The organism is Rhizobium sp. OAE497 (assembly GCF_040546565.1).
Lineage (GTDB): Bacteria > Pseudomonadota > Alphaproteobacteria > Rhizobiales > Rhizobiaceae > Rhizobium.
In genome coordinates this window covers 1,026,630-1,047,716 of sequence record NZ_JBEPOA010000001.1, presented here as the reverse complement: position 1 = coordinate 1,047,716, position 21,087 = coordinate 1,026,630, and the positions used below count along the sequence as shown (strand labels likewise).

Genomic DNA, 21,087 nt, shown 5'->3' with positions numbered 1-21,087 from the left:
ATTTTCTGACTAGGAATTTAATCATCAAGAACGGGCGAAGGCAACGCCTCCGCTGCGGGAGAATCCGATGAACGAACAGTCCCTTGCAGGGCAGGCCGCATTCGCGCCTGCCAATACGGCAGATATTGCCGAAGCGCTGATCGCCCAATCCGGCCTGCGGGTGGATGGCGAGCGCCGCCGCGGACGTGGCGCCGGGCTTAACCCGAGCGGCAGGTTCGAGCCGCAAAGCCGCGAGACGTTCGACGACGGCTGGCAGACGCTGGAAGAGTTGCCGCCGTTCCGCACCGAAGTGCAGATCGAGAAGCCACGCACGGCGATAACCCGCAACGAGTCGCCCGACATTCCCTTCGACCGATCGATCAATCCCTATCGCGGCTGCGAGCATGGCTGCATCTATTGCTTCGCGCGGCCGAGCCACGCCTATATGGGGCTGTCGGCCGGGCTCGATTTCGAGGCGAAGCTGTTTGCCAAGCCCGATGCCGCCAAGCTCCTGGAGCGCGAGCTTGCCAAGCCCGGTTACAAGCCGCGGGTGATCGCCATCGGCACCAATACCGACCCCTACCAGCCGATCGAGAAGGAATGGCGCATCATGCGGCAGATCCTCGAAGTGCTGAACAAGGCGAACCACCCGGTTTCGATCGTCACCAAGTCGGCGATGATCATGCGCGACATCGATATCCTCAAGGACATGGCCGCCAAGGGGCTGGTGCGCGCCTCGCTCTCGGTGACGACGCTCGACCGCAAGCTCGCCCGCACCATGGAGCCGCGCGCCTCGACGCCGCCGCGGCGGCTGGAGGCGATCCATGCGCTGAGCGAGGCCGGCATTCCGACCTCGGTGATGGCGGCACCCGTCATCCCGGCGCTGAACGACCACGAGCTGGAGCGCATTCTGGAGGCTTCGCATGCCGCCGGCGCGCGCGAGGCGGGTTACGTTCTGCTGCGTCTGCCGCTCGAAGTGTCGCCGCTCTTCCGCGACTGGCTGCTGCAGCATTATCCGGACCGTTACCGGCACGTCATGTCGCTGGTGCGCTCGATGCGCGGCGGCAAGGATTATGACGCCGAGTTCGGCAAGCGGATGAAGGGTGCAGGCCCCTATGCCTGGCAGATTTCCCGCCGCTTCGAGATGGCCACCAAGCGGCTCGGCATGGTCAGACGCAGCATGCCGCTGCGCGACGATCTCTTCGTGCCGCCGGATGGCAGCGGCGTGCAGCTGTCGCTGCTTTGACGACTTCGCGCCCGCTGGCACGGGCGCGTGAGGAGCGTTTCGACCGGCCGGCGGGTATGCCGCCGGCAATGACGCAATACCCGCAGGCCGCCGCCGCCCTGGCTGCCTGCACACCGCGAATGGGTCCCCTGCCCCTTCGCGGCCCTAGCCCCCGGCCGCCGCCCTGTTCCGGGGGCTTGCAGGAAATCGGGTTGGCGTGCGAGGTTCAGCCGCATGAAACGTCGCACGCCACCCGATTCTCCTCTGCTTTTCGAAGACGTCCCGCTCACTCCGGATTTCAAGCTGGAGCTGAAGGCCCGCAAGGCGGGCCACTGGCCGGTCGCCGGTGCCGATGAAGCCGGACGCGGGCCGCTCGCAGGCCCTGTCGTTGCCGCAGCGGTCATTCTCGACCCTAAGCGCATCCCCGAGGGGTTGAACGATTCCAAGCAGCTGTCGGCGGCCAAGCGCGAGGAGCTGTTCGTGCAGATCCTGGCAACGGCCACGGTGTCCATCGCCTCGTCGAGCGCGACGCGCATCGACGACACCGATATCCGCAAGGCGAGCCTCGACGCCATGCGCCGCGCCATCTGCGGCCTCTCCATTCCGGCGGCCTACGTGCTGACCGACGGCCTCGACGTGCCCCAGGGGCTCGAGTGTCCCGGCCAGGCGGTGGTCAAGGGCGACGCGCGTTCCGTCTCCATCGCCGCCGCCTCGATCGTCGCCAAGGTCACCCGCGACCGGATGATGACCCGCGCCCACCTCGTCTTCCCCAACTACGGCTTCGCCGCCCACGCCGGCTACGGCACGGCGCAGCACCGTGCGGGGATCGAGGCGCATGGCCCCTGCCCGCTGCACCGCATGACGTTCCGGCCGTTGCGGAAGGATGGGGTGGTTGCGGTGACGGAGGAGATGTTGCGGGATTGAGGCGTGGCGGCTCCGCCCGATGCGGTTGCACCCGGAGCCCCCTCATCCGCCCTGCGGGCACCTACCGGGGTCGAGCCACTGGTCTCGACCCCGGTAGGTGGCCCGATAGGGCCGGATGAGGGGGCTGCGGGCGCCAGCCTTTGATGTTTCACACGTCCCCTATGGACCGCCCCTAGACGCTGCCTCGTGTGCTACCTCGCTCCAAGGCCGCCACTTCTCCTCCCTCATTCCTGTGCCCTTAGGGCTACGCCCACGGGATGTCACAGGAATCCAGTGCGCCCCAGTCCTGGGGCGCGAGAGACTCATTGGTGCGCTGGAAGTCGTCTCGTGTCATTCACGGCGCAGACGCGCCGTGGCTGGATTCCTGTGACAAGCACAGGAATGAGGGAGGTTGGGGAGGTCTCGGTGATCCGATTGACGGTCTGCGTTGGCTGCGCGGCATGAGAGGCCCCTCCCACGGTGAACAACTGTCGCAGCAGATTGCGAGGCTGCTAAAGCCACCACCCCAAAAACAAAAAGCCCCGCACAATGGCGGGGCTTTTCAAACTCAATGTCCGAACCTCAGTTCAGGCGCGTCTTCACTTCGCCGACGCGCGGCCTTGAAGAGGTCGGTCTGGACCTTGGCGTCCGCCTTCTTGGCGAGAACGGCTTCGGCTGCCGAGATGGCGAGGTCGACGGCGGCCGAGCGGACGGCCTTCATCGCATCGGCTTCCGCCTGCTTGATCTTCTGCTCGGAAAGCGCGGTGCGGTTGGCAACGAACTCTTCCGTCTTCTTCTTGGCTTCGGCGGTCAGCATGTCTGCTTCGCGCTCGGCAGCCGCGACGATGTTGGCAGCTTCGGCTTCGGCTTCCTTGCGCTTGCGCTGGTATTCGGCCAGCAGGTGCTGGGCCTCTTCGCGCAGGCGCTTGGCTTCCGCCAGTTCGTTGCGGATCTGATCGGCGCGGTCGTCGAGCGACTTCGCCATCATGCCGGGAACCTTGAGATAGACAACCAGTCCCAGGAAGAGGAACAGGCCGATCATCGCAAAGAATGTTGCGTCAAGTGCCATCGATCAAGCCTCCTTCTTGGCGGCTGCAACGGCAGCGGCAACGTCGGTCTTGGCAGCGGTGCCGCCGATCAGCTGTTCGACGACGGCGGTTGCCGTTTCTTCAGCGATCGTGCCGACGTCTGCGAATGCCTTCGCCTTGATATCGGCGATGCGGCCTTCGGCAGCCTTCAGCTTTTCAGCAAGGCTGGCTTCGACAGCGCGGCGATCGGCTTCGGCCTTGACCTTGGCGGCGTCACGAGCGGCGGAGCCGATCTGATTGGCCTTGGCGCGGGCTGCGGCGAGTTCGCCTTCATAGGTTGCGACTGCGGCGTCGGCTTCGGACTTGAGGCGGGCTGCCTCGTCCAGGTCCTGAGCGAGCCGGTTATGGCGCTGCTCGAGGATGCCGCCGATGCGCGGTGCGATGACCTTTTGCATGAGCACGAAGAAAACAGCGAACGTAATCACCAGCCAGAGAAGCTGGGATGCGTAGGTCGACGAATCGAACGGCGGGAAAACGCCGCCATGATGCTCGCCACCGGCAACGCCGGTTTCGGTATGGACCTCGCCAGCAGCCGGGGCGGCGTGCGGATCCGTACCAGTGGCTGCACCCGTTTCTGCCGTTCCCGCCGGAGCCTCTTCAGCATAGGCCGGGGTCACAAAAAACATGCTCACCTCCAGGTGTACTGCAAATGCAAAGGATCACGGCTTGCGGTCTGCAGGCCGTGATCCCTCAATCCACCGAAATTAAACGGCGAAGAGCAGGAGGAGAGCGACGAGCAGCGAGAAGATGCCCAGAGCTTCCGTAACGGCGAAGCCGAAAACCAGACGGCCGAACTGGCTGTCAGCGGCAGACGGGTTGCGCAGAGCGCCGGACAGGTAGCTGCCGAAGATGTTGCCGAGGCCGAGAGCCGTGCCGGCCATACCAAAGCAAGCCAGACCTGCACCGATGAACTTTGCTGCTTCCGCTTCCATGTTGAACTCCTTTGAAATGGTTGTTGCGGCGAATGACTGACGCCCTTTGACGTCGATGTCGTTATCCTTAGTGCCCGCCAGGGTGGATCGCGTCGTTGAGGTACATGCAAGTCAGTACCGCGAAGACGTAAGCCTGGAGGAAGGCGACGAGGAACTCGAGACCGGTCAGGGCGACGGTCATGATGAGAGGAAGAATGGCACCGCCGATGCCAAGCGCGCCAAGGGCTCCGAGCGAGGCGACGAAGCCTGCGAACACCTTGAGCGTAATGTGACCGGCGAGCATGTTTGCGAAGAGACGAACCGAGAGCGAAATCGGACGGGACAGGAACGAAATGATTTCGATCGCCACGACCAGCGGCAGGAGAATGCCGGGAACGCCTTGCGGGACAAACACATTCAGGAAGTGGAAGCCGTGCTTATAGAAGCCGTAGACCAGAACCGTGCCGATGACGAGCAGCGCCAGGGCGAAGGTGACGATGATCTGGCTGGTGATGGTGAAGAAGTACGGGAACATGCCGAGCAGGTTTGCAGTCAGCACGAACATGAAGAGCGAGAAGACCAGCGGGAAGAACTTCATTCCCTTGGTGCCCGCGCCTTCCTTCAGCATCGAGGCGATGAATTCGTAGGACATTTCAGCGACCGACTGCGAGCGGCCGGGAACGATCGCGCGGTTCGAGGTCGAGAAATACAGGAAGCCTGCGGCAACGGCAGCCGAAGCGACCATAAAGAGCGAAGCGTTGGTGAACGAGAAATCAATCCCGCCGACTTCGATCGGCACAATCTTCTGGATCAGGAACTGATGGGTCGGATCGTTAGACACCGCTTGTTCTCTCTTCTTTGGCCCGCGGGCGCGGGATCATTCATAATGAACGAGGCGCTGGCGCGCCCTGCCCTATTTGCTGCCGTTTCCGTTTCCAGGCTCCGGTTTTGCAACCTTGCCCGCGGCACGGAGAACATTCAAAACACCGGCACAAAATCCGAGAAGCAGAAGAATAATCAAACCCCAAGGCGCCGTGCCGACAAAACGGTCGAGGAGATAGCCCAGAAGCGCGCCGACAATGATAGCGGAGATGAATTCGCTCGAAAGCTTCATCGCCTGGGCATAGCCTTTACGGCTTTCCTCGGCGCGGGCCTCGCTCGCCTGTTCCTCTCTCGCCTCTACACGCTTTGCCTTGAGCTCTGCTCCCAGCTGCGTGCGGCGCCTGTCCAGACTTTCTTCCCGGTCATCCGACATGGTTCCTCCTCCTACATCCCTATCCGCAATCCCGCTACCCCGGTCCCGCGGACGTCAGAGACATGGAATATAGAACCTTTCGGCCCGTTCTGAAGTCGCGCGCAACATAGTTTTAGGGATTGGTATAGTCAAGGCATAGGGCGCCCGTGCCTGGACATAAAATAATCGTTTTATATCAGGCACTTGATCTCAATCTCGGCCGCTTGGCAAAATTCGAGCGGGAGAATCAGCTTTATAGCCGGTGGAAGCTGCAGAGAATCCACAGATTAGCGGCGCTCAGCTCCAGCCGCCGCCATAGGTGCGGTAGAAGACGTGCAGGCCGATGCGGCCGACCTTCTCCATGGTCTTGGCCCATTTCGGGCGGACATAGACCGCATGATAATGCGTGGCGGAGCCGACCTGCGGCAGCCAGATCTTGCCGGCCGTCACCGCCATCGCCACTTCGCGGGCCATGCGCCAATGATATTGCGAGTTCACGCGGTCCTTGATGTTGTCGCAGGCAAAGGAGAACTGGCAGCGGTTGCGCCAGTCCTCGTTCTGATAGACGACGCCGCAGATGGTTTTCGGATAGGCCGGGTTGCGAACGCGGTTGAGGATGACCTGGGCAACGGCTGCCTGCCCCTTCACCGATTCTCCGCGGGCCTCGAAATAGATGCCGGACGCGAGACATTGCTGCTCAGCGGCGGAAAACACCGTTGGCGGAAGAACGCTTGCGGCCCAGGCATGATCCTTGGCGCCGATCTGCGGCACGAAGCGGCCGTCATTGGCGCCCTTGTCGGCAAGAATCGAATCGAAGGGGGACTGGCGGGAATAGTCGGGTGCTGCCGGTGCATAGGCGGTTGCCAGCACATCCGGCTTGTCGTTGTTGACGAGATCGGCAAGGAAGGTCGGCACCACGGTTTCCGGCTTGATCGGCTCCTTCTTATAGAAGGCCGTGGCGATCTCGATTTCCTTGCCCTTGATCTTCGGCTTCACGAAGGCCGACTTGTCCTTGAGATTGAAGGTCGGCTGGAAGAGCAGCCGGGTGCGCTGGAGAATGGAGCCGGCGGTGAAATCCTTCGGCGGCTGCATCTTCTCGACGGCGACGATGCGGCCCTTCTTCAGGCTGCGGTTGACGCGTTCTTCATCGGTCGTGTCCTCATGCCCCTTCCCTTCGGCGACGAAGGCGACCTTGCGGCCATCGGGCAGAACCATGCCGGCACCGGCGGCGACCGTGCCCGTCACGATCGGGTCTGCGAAGGTGAGCTCGGCCTGGTGGATGGAGCCAGCCGGCGAATTGGTCATGACCATGCGCCAGTTCTCGCGGCTCTCATCAAGGCCGGCGAGCATGGCGGCGAGATCCGCATGCGAGACGATGGAAGGGAATGCGAGCCACCCGCAGATGCCGAAGATGGCGGGTGAGACCCAGTTTTTGGGCACAATACGCAGCTTGCCGAGGGAAACGCTCTTTCGACGCAACGCCAGACTCCGGGAACACGGGACGCATGAACTTTGTATCGAAAATCTCTCATTAACCTTGATGGTTGGTTAATTTGCCGTCCCAGAATCTCCCATGAGCATTTTTTCATATAGCAAAACGCAAAAAGCCCGGCGCGATGGCCGGGCTTTGAAAGATGTCTTTGCGTCGCGTCAGATGATGACGTGCGATCCGAGCTCGACCACGCGGTTGGCCGGCAGGCGGAAATAGTCCGAGGGATTGGCGGCCGCATTGGCGAGCGCGATATAGAGACGGTCCTGCCAGTAAGGCATGCCCGACTTCGCATCCGGCACCAGCTTGCGGCGGCCGAGATAGAAGGAGGTCGACATGATATCGAACTTCAGCCCGGTCTTGCGAAGGGTGGCGAGCGCCTGCGAGACGTTCTGGGTTTCCATGAAGCCGAACTGCAGCTCGACGCGCGAGAAGCGCTCGGAAATCGGCTCGACCTTGTAGCGGTCGACGCTCGGAACACGCGGCTTGTTGACGGTGCGGATCGTCAGGATGACGTTCTTGTCGTGCAGGACGTGATTATGCTTCAGGTTATGCAGCAGCGCTGCGGGCGCGGATTCCGGATCGCTGGTCAGGAAGATCGCGGTGCCCGGAACATGGGCCGGCGAGTGATCGCTCTTGCGCTCGATCGAGCTGACGAAGGATGCCAGCGGAATATCGGTGTGGCGGGTCTTCTCGGTGAGAATGCCGGTGCCGCGGCGCCAGGTCCACATGATGACGATGAAGGCGCTGGCGATCAGGATCGGAATGTAACCGCCGTCATGGATCTTGAGCAGGTTGGCGCCGAGGAAGATCAGCTCCAGCGCCAGCAGCGGCAGAAGCACGATCGAGGCAACCAGGATCGACCAGTTCCAGCGGGTGCGGACGAACTCGAAGGCCATGATGGTGGTGACGACCATCGCGCCGGTAACCGAGATGCCATAGGCCGTTGCCAGCGCATCCGAGGTCTTGAAGGTGATCACCAGGAACATGACGCCGAGGAAGAGGATGGCGTTGACCGACGGCAGGAAGATCTGCCCGGTATTGGTTTCCGAGGTGAAGAGGATTTCCATACGCGGCAGGAAACCAAGGTTGATCGCCTGGCGCACCAGCGAGAAGGCGCCGGTGATGACGGCCTGGCTGGCGATGATGGTGGCGCAGGTGGCGAGCACAACGCCGAAGGGCAGCGCCCATTTCGGGAACATCAGATAGAAGGGATCGGACATCGCCTCCGGATTGCCGAGCACGAGCGCGCCCTGGCCGAGATAGTTCAGCGTCAGCGCCGGGAAGACCAGCGCGAACCAGGCCCACTGGATCGGACGGCGGCCGAAATGGCCGAGGTCGGCGTAGAGCGCTTCGGCACCGGTGATCGTCAGGAACACGGCGCCGAGCACGACGATGCCGTAGAAGCCTTCGTTCAGCAGGAAGCTGACGGCATAATAGGGATTGAAGGCGGCGAGAATGCCGTAATCGTCGGAGATATGCGACAGGCCGACGACGGCCATGACGATGAACCACAGCGCGGTAATCGGGCCGAAGAAGCGGGCCATGGTGCCGGTTCCGCGTGACTGGAAGGCGAAGAGGCCGACGAGGATCGCAACCGAGATCGGCACGATATAGGGCGAGGCATTCGGCGCCACGAGCTTGATACCTTCGACCGCCGACAGAACCGACAGCGCCGGCGTGATCATCGCGTCGCCGAGGAAGAGTGCCGCACCCGTCAGGCCGAGGGCGACGAGGATCGCGGTGTGGCCGTTGGCCGTCTTCATCAGCAAGGCGAGCAGCGACAGCGTGCCGCCTTCGCCTTCGTTGTCGGCGCGCAGCAGCAGCAGCACGTATTTGATGGTGACGATGATGGTCAGCGCCCAGATCATCAGCGAAATGAGGCTGATGACTTCAAAGCGGGTGAGACCATCCTGGGCCACCGGCTTCAGCGCTTCGCGGAAGGCGTAAAGCGGGCTGGTACCGATATCTCCATAGACGACGCCAACGGAGCCGAGCGCAAGATAGAAGAGCTTGCGCGGCGTCATGTTGCTGTCGTGCGAATGACTTTCGTCGGACATGAAGTAACAAACAGGCTCCTCAGAGCCAGCCTTTCCAGCGGAAAAAGAAAAACGGAATGACGGCGGAGATGACCATCAGGGCCAGCGAATAGGGATAGCCCGCCGCGAAATGCAATTCCGGCATGAATTCAAAATTCATACCATAGATGGATGCGACAAGCGTCGGCGGCAAGAACACCACCGATGCGATCGAGAAGATCTTGATGATCGAGTTCTGTTCAATGTTGATCAGGCCAAGCGAAGCATCGAGCAGGAAGGTGATATTGCCGGCGATGAAGGATGCGTGCTCGTTCAGCGACTGGATATCGCGCGACACGGTGCGGCAGAGTTCCTTGGTGGCCTGGTCCTGCTGCACGGCCGGCAGCGCATAGAAGAAGCTCGACAGACGCGACAGTGAGGCGAGGCTGTCGCGCACCTTGCTGACCAGCCGGTGATGGGCGGCGATGTCGCGGAGCTTCTCTTCCAGATAGTTCGACGGCTTGCGGACCTTCTTGGCGCGATCGCCGAAGACGTGGGTCGAGAGGATATCGATGCGGGAGACCGAAAGCTCGAGGATCTCGGCGGTACGGTCGACGATGGTCTCGAGCAGCTTGGCAAGCAGGGAAGCGCCGTTGCGCCACTGCTCGGGCACGCGATGCAGGGCGGCGATGAACAGCTTGAAGGATTTCGGGTGGGCGTAGCGGATGGTGATCAGCTTTTTGCCAGCCAGGATGAAGGCGACATCGGTCAGCGTCGGAGAGGATGTATCGGCCTGCCAGACGAGCGAGGCGGTCATGAACACGGCGTCGTCCTCGGTATAGAGACGGGCCGACGGTTCGATGTCCTTGAGGTCGTCGCGGGTCGGCACTTCGATGCCGATCACTTTTTCGACGTAGAGCTCTTCCTCGCGCGTCGGCTCGACCATGTCGATCCAGACGACGTCATCCGGAAATGCGGCGGTCTGCGACAGATCGCCAATCTCGACGGATTTGCAATTGGAGCAATAGGCGGTGATCAACGGGCCGGTCTCCAGCCGCGTTCGCGCCTTGCCATGATCGCCATCATCGCACGCCCTTCCATTACGCGGCCGCCGATATGGCAGCGCCTGCCCTGTAGCCTAACGGAAACGGATAAAAAAAGTTCATACCACTCCGGCTGCGTCCGGCCATTTGCCGGGTGCGCATTGTGCTCAACCGCATCGCAGTCACCAATCCTTCAACCGACAAGTCAACTCCGAACATGCAGGCTGGCCGGGAACCCTGGGGCAAAAGGCGGCCGTCATCGAGCATCTGCAGAAGCCGCCCTCATGGCGACGGCGGGGCATATGACGGAAAGCGGTGAAATAATCAAGACGTGTTACGTGAACTGCGCGGTTTCACCACATTTCCCCCGCAATTTGGGGTATGCGGCGCGCGCTCACGAAACCGCGTCTGTCCTATTCGAAGACAATGGCCGGGGCAGCGCGCTGCGGCTGGCCGCCGACTTCCGCCCAGACCTTCGCAGCGATCTCCTTATAGATACCGGCGACGATGCCGTTCGGCTCGGAGGCGACGAGCGGGGTGCCGGCATCCGAGGTTTCGCGGATGTTCATGGTCAGCGGCACTTCGCCGAGGAAGGGCACGCCGATGCGCTCGGCTTCCTTGCGGGCGCCGCCATGACCGAAGATGTCGTAGCGGGTGCCGGTATCGGGAGCGATGAAGTAGCTCATGTTCTCGACGATGCCGAGAACAGGGACTTCCACCTTGCGGAACATGTTGAGGCCCTTGCGGGCGTCGATCAGCGCCAGGTCCTGCGGCGTCGAGACGATGACGGCGCCGGCGAGCGGCACCTGCTGGGCCATGGTCAGCTGCGCGTCGCCGGTGCCGGGCGGCATGTCGACGACGAGAACATCAAGATCACCCCAGGCGACTTCGCGCAGCATCTGCATCAGTGCCGACTGGACCATCGGGCCACGCCAGATCATCGCGGTCTCCTCATCGACGAGGAAGCCCATCGACATGACCTTGAGACCGTAATTTTCCATCGGGTTGATGATGCGGCCATCGATCTGCGTCGGGCGGCCGGAGATCTTCAGGAGCCGCGGCATGGACGGGCCGTAGATATCGGCGTCGAGGATGCCGACCTTCAGGCCGTTGGCGAGAAGGCCGAGCGCCAGGTTGACGGCGGTGGTCGACTTGCCGACGCCGCCCTTGCCGGAGGCGACGGCGATGATCGCGCCGATGCCGGGGACGCCGATCTTGCCGGAGCGCGGCTGCTGGGTCTGCGGGGCGTGCGAATGGGAATGGCCGTGGTGATCGTGGCCGGCATGCGATGCGGCAGCCGGACGGGCGGCGGGAGCAGATGCCGAGGCGGCCTTCTTGTCCGCCGTCAGCGCCACCAGCGCGCCCTTGACGCCCGGCATTTCCTTGATGACGCGCTCGGCGGCCTGGCGCAGCGGCTCAAGCTCCTTTGCCCGTTCGGCAGGCACTGTGATCGAGAAATAGACCTTGCCGTCGGAGATGAAGACATCCGACACCATGCCGAGCTCGACAATATTATGTTCGAGATCGGGACCGCGCACGGTCTTCAGCGTTTCGAGAACCTGTTCCTTGGTGACCTCAGTCATGCATTCCTCACGCGTATCTTTGTGACACGTAGATAGTGGAGGGCTGCGCCTTCGCCAAACGAAATCATCATTGAGGGAAACGGAAATCGCGCAATCGAATTCCGTTGCGGCCATCTGGTCCGCCAGGCTTTCGCCTAGATGGCCGCAACGGTCTCCCCGAAAACCAAAGCGATCAGACCCACCTAGCGCAATGGCCCAAAATGACCAGAGCCTAAAGCACACTAATAATTGGGGGGCGGCGATGATCCCGAACCTGCCGTCACAAAAAAGCAACAGCCGCCGCCAGCGACCGGATGCATGAGGAAACGCATCGACAATGCTGGACGGCGGCTGGCCGAAACGGCGCCATTTTTGGCGCTCTTTTCAAAGTCCCCTCTGGACCTCTGCCAAATAAGAAGCAAGGTGCATGCCAAGTGCCGCGCTTGGCTTTGCCGGTACACGGCTGTATGGCCAGCGGAACCGAAACGGACGACGACGATGGAACTGCCGAGACAATTGCGCGAACGGGTGGAAGCGATGCTGGAGGGCCAGCCGCTGGATGCGCTGAAGCGCGCCTCGGCGCGCCTTTCCAGCCGCTACCGCCAGGAACTTCGCGACGGCAGCTTCCATATCAGCGACCAGCTGGCGGCGCAGGCCTATCTCGCCGCACGGTTGCCCGCCACCTATGCGGCGATCCGCGCGGCGATGGAGATGATCGCCGAGGTGCGGCCCGGCTTCGAACCCCGCCAGCTCATCGATGTCGGCGCCGGTCCGGGCTCGGCACTGTGGGCGGCCGCCGACTGCTGGCCCGATATCGAGCAGGCGACGATGGTCGAAGCAAGCGAGGCGATCCGGCAGACCGGGAAAAGCCTTTCCGAAGGTCTGGAAGTTGCCTCCACCTGGCTGGATGGCAATCTTATCAAGGCCTTGCCTGACATCGCGCCGGCCGATCTCGTCACCCTCGCCTATGTACTGGACGAGATGGAGCCGCATCAGATCGCCGCATCGATCGGCAAGCTGTGGGCGCTGACATCGGATACGCTGCTGATCATCGAGCCGGGGACGCCGGCGGGATGGGAGCGGATTCTGGCGGCGCGCGACGTGCTGCTGTCGAAGGGCGCGCATATTGTGGCGCCCTGCCCGCATGCCAAGGACTGTCCGATCGTGGCGCCCGACTGGTGCCACTTCTCGCGCCGCGTCGCCCGGTCGAAAATCCACCGGCTGGTCAAGGATGCGGACGTGCCGTGGGAAGACGAGAAGTATATTTTCATCGCCGCCAGCCGCGTCCCCTCGCCTCTGCCCGAGGCACGCGTCATTGCGCCGCCGCAGGGTTCGGGTAGCGTCATCCGGCTGAAACTCTGCCGCGAGGATGGCAGCGCGGCCGAGCAGATTTATTCGAAGAGAGACGGCGCCGCCTTCAAATGGGCCCGCCGTGCGGATTGGGGCGATGCCCGGGAAAAGGACAGCGGCTGATCCGGCTGCCCATCTTTGAGACGCGCTGCCGATTTTTTCGGCAGCTTACTTGATCAGGCCGATGCGCAGCGCCTTGGCGACCGCCTGGGTGCGGTTGACCGTATCGAGCTTCTTGGTTGCCCGGTTCAGATAGTGGTTCACCGTATGCTCGGAGAGGCCGAGGATATCGGCGATTTCGGCGCTGGTCTTGCCGGCGGCCGTCCAGTTGAGGCAATCGACTTCACGATCGGTCAGCGTATCGGTCAGCCGGTTGTCGAGATTGCGGATCTCGGCCAGCCGGTCGAAGACGTGGATGGCGATATAGGAGAGATTGCGCATCTCTTCCGGCGTATAGGGCTCGCGATCTCCGGCAAAGGAGACGGCGCCGCGCAGGCCCGAAGGCTCGTGCGTCGGGAAATAGGCGCAGCGCACCATGCGGAAACGCTCGAAAAGCCCAGCCACCATCGCCGACTTGCCGTCGTCACGGACCCAGCCCTTCGAGGTGTCATGGAAGAAGGGCAGCGACGAGGTGCGCAGGCGGCGCAGAACCGGGCTGTTCATCATCAGCCCTTCCTGATCGTAGAGCGACAGAAGTTCGGCCGGCCAGCTGGTAATGACAGTCGTACTCTGCAGTTCGAAGGAGGTAATCGGCGGCAGGTTGAGAACCATGAAGGCGCGGCTGCCGAAAGCATCCGTCACGCGCTTCATGAAACGGAAGATATCGAACTGGGTCTTTAGACCCGCTATCTCCTGGACGTATTCATCCGTCTGATCGGATGCTTGAGACAAGGCCATCTATTCTTCATCTTCCCGAGCTTGCGGTTCAGATCAACTGCGCTGCTAAATTGCTAAACCTATTGAAAAAATATGGTCTCCCGGCCTTAAAATGCACGGCCGGTCGAAGCTTGTATCTCTTTTGCGAGTTATCGCAGTTGGTGTGATTCGCCACCAAATCTCAATATGGTCCTCATCATAAGCATGCTCTTCTTTTGCGTCCACCCGATGAAGCTATCACGCCCGCGTTACCGGCGCGGACCGAGCCGGATGCGCATGCCTTCCATGATGCTTTCGGCCGCCGCGCGGACGGGGCCGGCCCACTCGGCAAGCCGCTCCATCGTCAGCCGGTAGGCGGGGCCGGTGATCGAGACGCCGCCGACCAGACTGTGATCGGCCGTCCAGATCGGCGCGGCGACGCAGCGGATGCCCTGCTCGTGCTCCTCCCGGTCGAAGGCGCAGCCCTCCCTGCGAATATCGGAAAGCTCGGCGAGCAGGCTTTCGGGTGAAGCCAGCGTGTGTTCGGTGAAGCGCTGGAACGGGATGGCGGTCGCAAGCGCGGCAACGGTGGCGTCCGGGAGCACGGAAAGAGCCGCCTTGCCGACGCCGGTGCAATAGACCGGCGAGGCATTGCCGATCTGCGAATACATACGGACGGATTGCTGGCCTTCCACCTTGTCGAGATAGATGATCGAGGTACCGCGCAGCACGCCGAGATGGACGGTCTCGCCGCTCATCGCCTGCAGGGCGCGCAGATGCGGCTCGGCGATCAGGCGGAATTCGTTCTTCGCCCAGCTGCGGGCGGCGAGATCGAGCAGGCGCAGTCCCGGCGAATAGCGGCCGTCGGCATCGAGCTCCAGCAGCCCCTCCTCCACCAGATGCCCGAGCTGGCGGTGCAGCGTGCCGCGCGGCTGGTTGGCCTGCGCCAAAATGTCCGTGAAGCGCAGCGGCCTTTCGGCATGGGTCACCAGATCGAGCAGAACCATCAGCTTGCCGAGGGTTCCGGTGTCGTTTTCGCCTTCCGTGCCTTTTCGCGGAGCCATCGATCGCCTACCGTTGTGACCGCCTGCGGTCTTGACAGAGAGGCCAGCGTAAATCGATAATTCCACATAGTCAAATTAAGTTCCAAATAATGGAACTTCGGGAGGAATGCGGTGACGGGCGTATCGGCACAGTTTCCGGAATTCAGGGATCGCACGGTTCTGGTGACCGGCGGCGGATCGGGCATCGGCGCGGCGATCGTCGAGGGCTTCGCGCGTCAGGGCGCCAAGGTTTCCTTCATCGACGTCGCCGAAGACGAGAGCCGCGCGCTTTCCCTGCGGCTTTCGCGCGACAGCGAGCATCCTGTGCATTTCTTCAAGGCCGATCTTCGCGACATCGAGGCGATCCGCCAGACCGTCGACGCGGTGGTGGCGCAGTCGGGGCCGATCACGGTTCTCGTCAACAATGCAGCGCGCGACGACCGGCACGATTTCGATACGGTGACGCCCGAATACTGGGACAACAACCAGGCGACCAATCTGCGCCATGTGTTCTTCACCGCCCAGGCCGTCGCGCCCTCGATGCGCGAAGCAGGCGGCGGGGCGATCATCAACATGTCGTCGATCGCCTATCTGCTGAATATGCCCGATTTCCCGGCCTATTCCACCGCCAAGGCCGCCGTGATCGGCCTGACGAAGAGCATGGCGGGCAAGCTCGGGCCGGACAATATCCGCGTCAACTGCATCCTACCCGGCATGATCGTCACCGAGCGACAGATGAAGCTCTGGCTCACCGAGGAAGGGATCGCCAAGACCGTCGAGCGGCAGTGCCTGAAAAGGGTGCTGAACGCCGACGCGATCGTCGGTCCCTGTCTATTTCTTGCATCCGATTGCGCGGCGGCAGTGACCGCGCAGTCCATGATTGTCGATGGAGGCATTTTCTGATGGCAAATCCCGCATATGTCGCGGTTGACTGGGGTACGAGCAGTTTCCGGCTCTGGCTGATCGCCGACGATGGCAGCGTGCTCGGCGAAAGCCGCGGCAGCGAGGGCATGACGGTGGCGGCGAAGACAGGCTTTGCCGAAGTGCTTGCCGCGCATCTCGACAAGGTTTCGGCACCGGCCGATCTGCCGGTCATCGCCTGCGGCATGGTCGGCGCCAAGCAGGGCTGGGTCGAAGCCGGTTACACCGATGTGCCGGCATCGCTCTCGTCGATCCTGACGGGCGCCGTCTCCGTTCCCGGCCAGAGCCGCGATATCCGCATTCTTCCGGGCCTCGCCCAGCGCGACAAGGCATCTCCCGATGTCATCCGCGGCGAGGAAACCCAGCTGCTCGGCGCACTTGGCGCGGAGAGCAGCGGCGCGCAGGCGGTCTGCATGCCCGGCACGCATTCCAAGTGGGTGCATGTGCAGGACGGCGAGGTCATTGGTTTCTCCACCTTCATGACCGGCGAGCTTTTCGACGCGATCACCAAGCATACGATCCTGTCGCATGCCGTTGCCGGCGCCGACCAGTCGCCGGCCGACAACTCCGCCTTCAAGGCTTCCGTTACTGCGGCCTTCCGCCAGCCGGCGATGGCGACCAACCTGCTCTTCACCGCCCGCTCCGGCCAGCTGCTGCATGGCGTGACGCCGGCTGCGGCACAGGCAAAGATTTCGGGCACTCTGATCGGCCTCGAAATCGCCGGGGCGCTGTCGGATGCCGCCAACGATACGCCGATCGCGCTCGTCGCCTCCGGCCGCCTGCAGACGCTTTACGAAACCGCCTTCAAATCCCTGTCTCTTAAATTCACGACGATAGATGCCGATACGGCCGTTCTTCGCGGCCTCTCGGCCGCTGCTGCCGCTATCTGGTCAAAGTAAGAAAGTTAAAGCCATGAACCGTATTCCTTTCCCCTCCATGAAGCGCCCGCTGATCGCCATCCTGCGCGGTATCAAGCCGGAAGAAACCGCTGGCGTCGTCGGCGCGCTGATCGAAAACGGCCTGCAGGCGATCGAGATCCCGCTGAACTCGCCGGAGCCCTTCAAGTCGATCGAGATCGCCGCGAAGATGGCGCCGGCCGACGTGCTGATCGGTGGCGGCACCGTGCTGACGGTCGAAGCGGTCGACAACATGCACAATGCCGGCGGCAAGCTGCTGGTGACGCCGAATGTCGAGCCCGACGTCATCATCCGCGCCCGCGGCTATGACATGGTATCGATGCCCGGCGTCTTCACGCCGACGGAAGCGCTTGCCGCAGCGCGCGCCGGCGCCACCGGCCTGAAGTTTTTCCCGGCAAGCGTGCTCGGCCCGTCCGGCATCAATGCGATCCGCGCCATCCTGCCGCCGGAGCTCGTCATTGCCGCGGTCGGCGGCGTTTCCGACAAGAACTTCTCCGAATACACCGATGCCGGCATCAAGGCCTTTGGCCTCGGCACCAGCATCTACAAGCCGGGAATGACTGCCGCAGAGGTTGCCGAGCGCGCCAAGGCGACCATTTTAGCCTATGACGCAGCCGTAGGAGCATAGGCATTATGACCGCTATTCATGAGTTTGAAGGCAAAACACTTTGCGACACCAATTCCGTACTTGGCGAAGGCCCGACCTATGATCCGGCGACCGATACCGTCTGGTGGTTCAATATCCTCGGCAAGGAACTGCATGAACTGACGCTGTCGAGCGGCGCGAAGAAGGTTCACGCGCTGCCGATGATGGCGAGCGTTCTGGCGCGGATCGACAGCAAGCGGCAGCTGCTCGCCACCGAAGAAGGACTGTTCGTGCGCGATCTCGCCGACGGCAAGCTCACTTTCTATGCGGCGCTCGAAAACGACATGCCGGAGAACCGCTCCAATGACGGGCGCACGCATCCCTCGGGCTCGCTGTGGATCGGCACGATGAGCAAGCGCGCCGAGAACCAGGCGGGCTCGATCTATCACGTCGCCTCCGGCGGCAAGGTCACCAAGATCTTTGCCGGGATCAGCATTCCGAACTCGATCTGCTTCTCGCCCGACGGCACGATCGGCTACTACACCGATACGCGGATCAGCCGCCTGATGCGGGTGATGGTCGATCCGCAGACCGGCCTGCCCTCCGGCGAGCCGATCGTCATGGTCGACAGCATGGAAGATCCGGGCGGCATCGACGGCTCGGTCTGCGATGCCGACGGCTATATCTGGAACGCCCGCTGGGGTGCGGGCGTCGTCGACCGCTACAGCCCGGACGGATTGCGGATCGCCCGCTACAAGGTGCCGGCCGCCCAGCCCTCCTGCCCCGCCTTCATCGGCAAGGATGCGGACCGGCTGGCAGTGACGACCGCTTGGGAAGGTCTCGACGAGACGGCCCGCTCCACGCAGCCGCAGGCCGGTGCGCTTCTGGAACTCGGCGTTGCCGTCAAGGGCGTCTTCGACCCTGCCTTTGTGATCTGAAACGGGTCATAAGCGTTGACGAAGGGCATTCCCGGCGGGAGTGCCCTTTTTCTATTCCGGCCGCAGAATTCTGCAGCCGATGCGATAAATGTTCCCGAAAAATCGCGAAATTTTAGAGATTTTTGAGAGGAACCAATAGCCTACCCACCCATTTTCCCTTTCGAACCGGCACGGCAGAGACGCCCGAACAGAAGCGGCAGCCGCGCCAGAGATCACACTAGGGAACACAAAAGGTAGGTTCGAAATGACACGCAAACTCCTGACGACCGTTGCTGCTGGCGCCCTGTTTGCCACGGCTTTCGCACCGGTGGCATTCTCGCAGAGTGCTCCGCAGCCCGCGACCCCGGGCGCTACTCAGTCGGCTCCGGCCGATGCGACGGCACCGAAGATGCCCGATGCGACGGCTCCGGCCGGTGACGCAGCCCAGGCTCCGGCGCCTGCAGCGTCCACTGACACCGCACAGGCCGGTGGCGGCACCTATCTCACCGAACAGGGTGCAGATCAGGTCAGCGCCAACACCTATATCGGCCAGTCGGTCTATACCGGTCAGAACGAAAGCATCGGTAACGTCACCGACCTGATCATGAAGAAGGATGGCGGCCTCGTTGCTGCCGTGGTCGGTGTCGGCGGCTTCCTTGGTATCGGCCAGAAGAACGTGGCCGTGCCGATGGAAAAGATCACCGTTGCCCAGAACACCCAGGACGGCAGCGTCAAGCTGACGACCACGGAAACGGCCGACAGCCTGAAGGCTGCACCGGAGTTCAAGACCCTGCAGATGCAGGCCGCCGAAAAGGCTCCGGCCGCAACGGGTGGCACGATGCCGACCGACTCGACGGCAACCGGCTCGACCACCACCAAGTAATACCGGGCGGGAAACCGCACGGGAGTATAGCGTAGATGGCGGCGCCCTTCGGGGCGCCGCTATTCTTGTTTCTAGAGCAGCGAACAGAAGCGCAGGGCGTCGTAGATCGCCGCGTGGACATTGCGGCTGGAGACGGCGTCGCCGATGCGGATCAGGTCGAAGGCGGCCTCGGGGTTCTTGACAGGGATCGGCTGCTTGCGGGCGATGAGCGATGCGTAGTCGACCGCCCCCAGGTTTCGCGACAGCGGCTTCAGCTCCAGATAGAGATCGGCATTGGCCATGGTGCCGTGCTCGACGACGACCTGGGCCACGCGCCGCTCGCGCGTGACCGCACCGGCATAATCCGAGCCGAGGACGGCGACCAGGCCGTTGCCGTCGCGGCGGACCGATTTCAGCCGGGTGTTGATGGTGACGCGGACGTCCTTCTCGGCGAAGGTCTTGGCATAGGGCACATGGTTCATGCCGCCCATTTCGGGGGCGAAGAAGCGTTCGGGCGAGACGAGTTCCAGATCGGCGCCGCCATTGGCGATGACCTCGGCGGCCGACATGCCCTGATGGCCGCCATTGTCGTCGAAGAGCAGGACCGAACTCTCGGGCTTTACGGCGCCGGCAAGAATATCCCAGGACGAGGTGACCAGCTCCTCGCCTGCCTCTAGCTCCGGCGACTGGGCAATGCCGCCCGTGGCGACGACGACGAGATCGGGAGAGAATTCCAGGACTTCATCGGCACCGGCATAGACATCGTAATGGATGGCGACGCCGAGGCGCTCGAGCTCTTCCAGCCGCCAGTCGATGATGCCGATCATTTCCTTGCGGCGCGGATTGCGGGTGAGCAGGTTGATCTGGCCGCCGGCCTTGCCGGTCGCCTCGAGAACATCGACGCTATGGCCGCGCTCGGCGAGCACGCGCGCTGCCTCCAGACCCGCGGGACCGGCGCCGATGACGACGGCTTTCCTTTTGGCCGCGGCCTTCTCGATCTCATGCGGCATCTCGGCCTCGCGGCCGGTTGCGGCATTGTGGATGCAGAGCGCCTCGCCACCTTCATAGATGCGGTCGAGACAGTAGGTGGCGCCGACGCAGGGGCGGATGCGCGCCTCCTCGCCCGCCATCACCTTGCGCACGATATGCGGATCGGCGATGTGAGCGCGGGTCATGCCGACCATATCGAGCTTGCCTTCGGCGATCGCATGGCGGGCGGTGGCGATATCGGCGATGCGGGCGGCGTGGAATACCGGGAAGCGGGTCGCGGCCCTGACCTCGCCGGCGAAATCCAGATGCGGCGACGCGGCCATGCCCTGGATCGGGATGACGTTGTTGAGATCGGCATCGTGATCGATATGGCCGCGGATGATGTTCAGGAAATCGACGCCGCCGGACGCGACGAGGCGGCGAGCGATCTCGATCCCTTCTTCGCGTGAAAAGCCCTTCTCCCAATCCTCGTCCGCCACCATGCGGATGCCGACGATGAAATCGGGGCCGACGGCCTTGCGCACCGCATCGGTGACCATCAGCGAGAAACGCATGCGGTTTTCGAGCGAGCCGCCGAATTCGTCGTCGCGGCGGTTGGTGGCTGGGGACCAGAAGCCGTCCATCAGGTGGCCGTAGGCCTCGAACTCGATGCCATCGAGCCCGGCTTCCTTCATGCGCTGCGAGGCGGAGACGTAATCGGCGATGATGCGCTCGATATCCCACTCCTCGGCTTCCTTCGGGAAGGCGCGGTGGGCGGGCTCACGAATCGGCGATGGCGCCAGGACCGGCAGCCAGTCGCCCTTGTTCCAGCCGGTGCGGCGGCCGAGATGGGTGAGCTGGATCATCACGGCCGTGCCGTATTCATGACAGTCGTCGGCGAGCTTCTTCAGCCACGGCACGATCTCGTCGCGATAGGCATGCAGGTTGCCGAAGGCCGGCGGAGAGTCGGCCGAGACGACTGCGGAGCCTGCGGTCATCGTCAGCGCGATGCCGCCCTTGGCCTTCTCCCGGTGATAAAGCCGGTAGCGGTCGGTCGGCATGCCGTCTTCGGAATAGGCGGGCTCATGCGCCGTCGACATCACGCGGTTCTTCAGCGTCAGATGCTTGAGCTGAAAGGGCTGTAACAAGGGGTCTTTGGATGACGTCATGAGACACTCGCTTTTCGCGCCGAAGCAAGCGGGGATCATGGCGCAG

Annotated in this window: 19 protein-coding genes and 1 pseudogene; 8 read left to right on the top strand and 12 right to left on the bottom strand. The window is 62.8% G+C overall.

All coding sequences use genetic code 11. The annotated features are described in order from the left end of the window. The first annotated feature begins 67 nt into the window (after positions 1-67). Positions 68-1,225 (top strand): PA0069 family radical SAM protein, encoded by a 1,158-nt coding sequence (locus ABIE40_RS05345; protein ID WP_199626510.1) that lies wholly within the window; start codon positions 68-70, stop codon positions 1,223-1,225. A 213-nt stretch (positions 1,226-1,438) separates the two neighbouring features. Further along, on the top strand, positions 1,439-2,128 hold the full coding sequence (gene rnhB, locus ABIE40_RS05340) for a ribonuclease HII (RefSeq protein ID WP_112719111.1): 690 nt from the start codon (positions 1,439-1,441) through the stop codon (positions 2,126-2,128). Between the two features lie 561 nt (positions 2,129-2,689). On the opposite strand, the pseudogene ABIE40_RS05335 reads toward rnhB, so the two are convergent. The 9 genes and pseudogenes from ABIE40_RS05335 to apbC all read right to left on the bottom strand — a co-directional run bounded on the left by ABIE40_RS05335 (position 2,690) and on the right by apbC (position 11,473). Further along, positions 2,690-3,176 (bottom strand): annotated as a pseudogene (locus ABIE40_RS05335) (F0F1 ATP synthase subunit B). 3 nt (positions 3,177-3,179) lie between these two features. Further along, a complete protein-coding gene (locus tag ABIE40_RS05330) occupies positions 3,180-3,821 on the bottom strand; it encodes a F0F1 ATP synthase subunit B (RefSeq protein ID WP_112719113.1) in 642 nt (213 codons plus the stop codon). A gap of 78 nt (positions 3,822-3,899) precedes the next feature. Next, the gene (locus ABIE40_RS05325; protein ID WP_003588243.1) at positions 3,900-4,127 is read right to left on the bottom strand and encodes a F0F1 ATP synthase subunit C; all 228 of its coding nucleotides are present in this window, start codon (positions 4,125-4,127) and stop codon (positions 3,900-3,902) included. Between the two features lie 67 nt (positions 4,128-4,194). Then, positions 4,195-4,947, bottom strand: coding sequence for a F0F1 ATP synthase subunit A (locus tag ABIE40_RS05320; RefSeq protein ID WP_112719114.1), 753 nt, complete (start codon positions 4,945-4,947; stop codon positions 4,195-4,197). A gap of 72 nt (positions 4,948-5,019) precedes the next feature. Beyond that, complete coding sequence (locus ABIE40_RS05315; RefSeq protein ID WP_112719115.1) at positions 5,020-5,361, bottom strand: AtpZ/AtpI family protein; 342 nt, start codon at positions 5,359-5,361, stop codon at positions 5,020-5,022. A 276-nt stretch (positions 5,362-5,637) separates the two neighbouring features. Continuing rightward, positions 5,638-6,819, bottom strand: a complete 1,182-nt coding sequence (locus ABIE40_RS05310; RefSeq protein WP_210341033.1) for a cell wall hydrolase — start codon at positions 6,817-6,819, stop codon at positions 5,638-5,640. A gap of 171 nt (positions 6,820-6,990) precedes the next feature. Continuing rightward, positions 6,991-8,889, bottom strand: a complete 1,899-nt coding sequence (locus ABIE40_RS05305) for a potassium transporter Kup (RefSeq protein ID WP_112719117.1) — start codon at positions 8,887-8,889, stop codon at positions 6,991-6,993. 19 nt (positions 8,890-8,908) lie between these two features. Continuing rightward, a complete protein-coding gene (locus ABIE40_RS05300) occupies positions 8,909-9,886 on the bottom strand; it encodes a magnesium transporter CorA family protein (protein WP_199626509.1) in 978 nt (325 codons plus the stop codon). 417 nt (positions 9,887-10,303) lie between these two features. Then, positions 10,304-11,473: an iron-sulfur cluster carrier protein ApbC gene (gene apbC / locus ABIE40_RS05295; protein ID WP_112719119.1), complete on the bottom strand. Its 1,170-nt coding sequence runs from the start codon at positions 11,471-11,473 to the stop codon at positions 10,304-10,306. A gap of 477 nt (positions 11,474-11,950) precedes the next feature. On the opposite strand from apbC, the gene ABIE40_RS05290 reads away from it, so the two are divergent. Further along, entirely contained in the window at positions 11,951-12,925 is a 975-nt protein-coding gene (locus ABIE40_RS05290) for a small ribosomal subunit Rsm22 family protein (protein ID WP_199626508.1), read from the top strand. A 45-nt stretch (positions 12,926-12,970) separates the two neighbouring features. Here the strand turns inward: ABIE40_RS05290 and ABIE40_RS05285 are convergent, their stop codons facing one another. Then, positions 12,971-13,699, bottom strand: coding sequence for a helix-turn-helix transcriptional regulator (locus tag ABIE40_RS05285; RefSeq protein ID WP_112719121.1), 729 nt, complete (start codon positions 13,697-13,699; stop codon positions 12,971-12,973). Between the two features lie 227 nt (positions 13,700-13,926). After that, a complete protein-coding gene (locus ABIE40_RS05280; protein WP_199626507.1) occupies positions 13,927-14,721 on the bottom strand; it encodes an IclR family transcriptional regulator in 795 nt (264 codons plus the stop codon). A 111-nt stretch (positions 14,722-14,832) separates the two neighbouring features. Between ABIE40_RS05280 and ABIE40_RS05275 the strand changes: the two genes are divergently transcribed. The 5 genes from ABIE40_RS05275 (at position 14,833) to ABIE40_RS05255 (ending at position 18,924) form a co-directional block, all read left to right on the top strand. Then, a complete protein-coding gene (locus tag ABIE40_RS05275; RefSeq protein ID WP_199626506.1) occupies positions 14,833-15,603 on the top strand; it encodes an SDR family NAD(P)-dependent oxidoreductase in 771 nt (256 codons plus the stop codon). After that, positions 15,603-16,520: a 2-dehydro-3-deoxygalactonokinase gene (locus ABIE40_RS05270; protein WP_199626505.1), complete on the top strand. Its 918-nt coding sequence runs from the start codon at positions 15,603-15,605 to the stop codon at positions 16,518-16,520. The genes ABIE40_RS05275 and ABIE40_RS05270 overlap by 1 nt, the downstream gene beginning before the upstream one ends. A gap of 13 nt (positions 16,521-16,533) precedes the next feature. Further along, positions 16,534-17,166 carry a 2-dehydro-3-deoxy-6-phosphogalactonate aldolase gene (locus ABIE40_RS05265; protein WP_112719125.1) on the top strand — a complete coding sequence of 211 codons (633 nt, stop codon included), beginning with the start codon at positions 16,534-16,536 and terminating at the stop codon, positions 17,164-17,166. 5 nt (positions 17,167-17,171) lie between these two features. Further along, the gene (locus tag ABIE40_RS05260) at positions 17,172-18,062 is read left to right on the top strand and encodes an SMP-30/gluconolactonase/LRE family protein (RefSeq protein ID WP_199626504.1); all 891 of its coding nucleotides are present in this window, start codon (positions 17,172-17,174) and stop codon (positions 18,060-18,062) included. A gap of 244 nt (positions 18,063-18,306) precedes the next feature. Further along, entirely contained in the window at positions 18,307-18,924 is a 618-nt protein-coding gene (locus tag ABIE40_RS05255) for a PRC-barrel domain-containing protein (RefSeq protein ID WP_199626503.1), read from the top strand. Between the two features lie 71 nt (positions 18,925-18,995). On the opposite strand, the gene ABIE40_RS05250 is transcribed toward ABIE40_RS05255, so the two are convergent. Beyond that, positions 18,996-21,041 (bottom strand): oxidoreductase, encoded by a 2,046-nt coding sequence (locus ABIE40_RS05250; protein WP_199626502.1) that lies wholly within the window; start codon positions 21,039-21,041, stop codon positions 18,996-18,998. Positions 21,042-21,087 lie beyond the last annotated feature (46 nt).

Excerpts from the sequence above, each read along its gene's own strand:
- ABIE40_RS05270 (WP_199626505.1), top strand. The coding sequence starts at position 15,603 with ATGGCAAATCCCGCATATGTCGCGGTTGACTGGGGTACGAGCAGTTTC.
- ABIE40_RS05285 (WP_112719121.1), bottom strand. The coding sequence starts at position 13,699 with ATGGCCTTGTCTCAAGCATCCGATCAGACGGATGAATACGTCCAGGAG.
- ABIE40_RS05260 (WP_199626504.1), top strand. The coding sequence starts at position 17,172 with ATGACCGCTATTCATGAGTTTGAAGGCAAAACACTTTGCGACACCAAT.
- rnhB (WP_112719111.1), top strand. The coding sequence starts at position 1,439 with ATGAAACGTCGCACGCCACCCGATTCTCCTCTGCTTTTCGAAGACGTC.
- ABIE40_RS05265 (WP_112719125.1), top strand. The coding sequence starts at position 16,534 with ATGAACCGTATTCCTTTCCCCTCCATGAAGCGCCCGCTGATCGCCATC.
- apbC (WP_112719119.1), bottom strand. The coding sequence starts at position 11,473 with ATGACTGAGGTCACCAAGGAACAGGTTCTCGAAACGCTGAAGACCGTG.
- ABIE40_RS05250 (WP_199626502.1), bottom strand. The coding sequence starts at position 21,041 with ATGACGTCATCCAAAGACCCCTTGTTACAGCCCTTTCAGCTCAAGCAT.
- ABIE40_RS05345 (WP_199626510.1), top strand. The coding sequence starts at position 68 with ATGAACGAACAGTCCCTTGCAGGGCAGGCCGCATTCGCGCCTGCCAAT.
- ABIE40_RS05290 (WP_199626508.1), top strand. The coding sequence starts at position 11,951 with ATGGAACTGCCGAGACAATTGCGCGAACGGGTGGAAGCGATGCTGGAG.
- ABIE40_RS05305 (WP_112719117.1), bottom strand. The coding sequence starts at position 8,889 with ATGTCCGACGAAAGTCATTCGCACGACAGCAACATGACGCCGCGCAAG.
- ABIE40_RS05255 (WP_199626503.1), top strand. The coding sequence starts at position 18,307 with ATGACACGCAAACTCCTGACGACCGTTGCTGCTGGCGCCCTGTTTGCC.
- ABIE40_RS05280 (WP_199626507.1), bottom strand. The coding sequence starts at position 14,721 with ATGGCTCCGCGAAAAGGCACGGAAGGCGAAAACGACACCGGAACCCTC.
- ABIE40_RS05325 (WP_003588243.1), bottom strand. The coding sequence starts at position 4,127 with ATGGAAGCGGAAGCAGCAAAGTTCATCGGTGCAGGTCTGGCTTGCTTT.
- ABIE40_RS05315 (WP_112719115.1), bottom strand. The coding sequence starts at position 5,361 with ATGTCGGATGACCGGGAAGAAAGTCTGGACAGGCGCCGCACGCAGCTG.
- ABIE40_RS05330 (WP_112719113.1), bottom strand. The coding sequence starts at position 3,821 with ATGTTTTTTGTGACCCCGGCCTATGCTGAAGAGGCTCCGGCGGGAACG.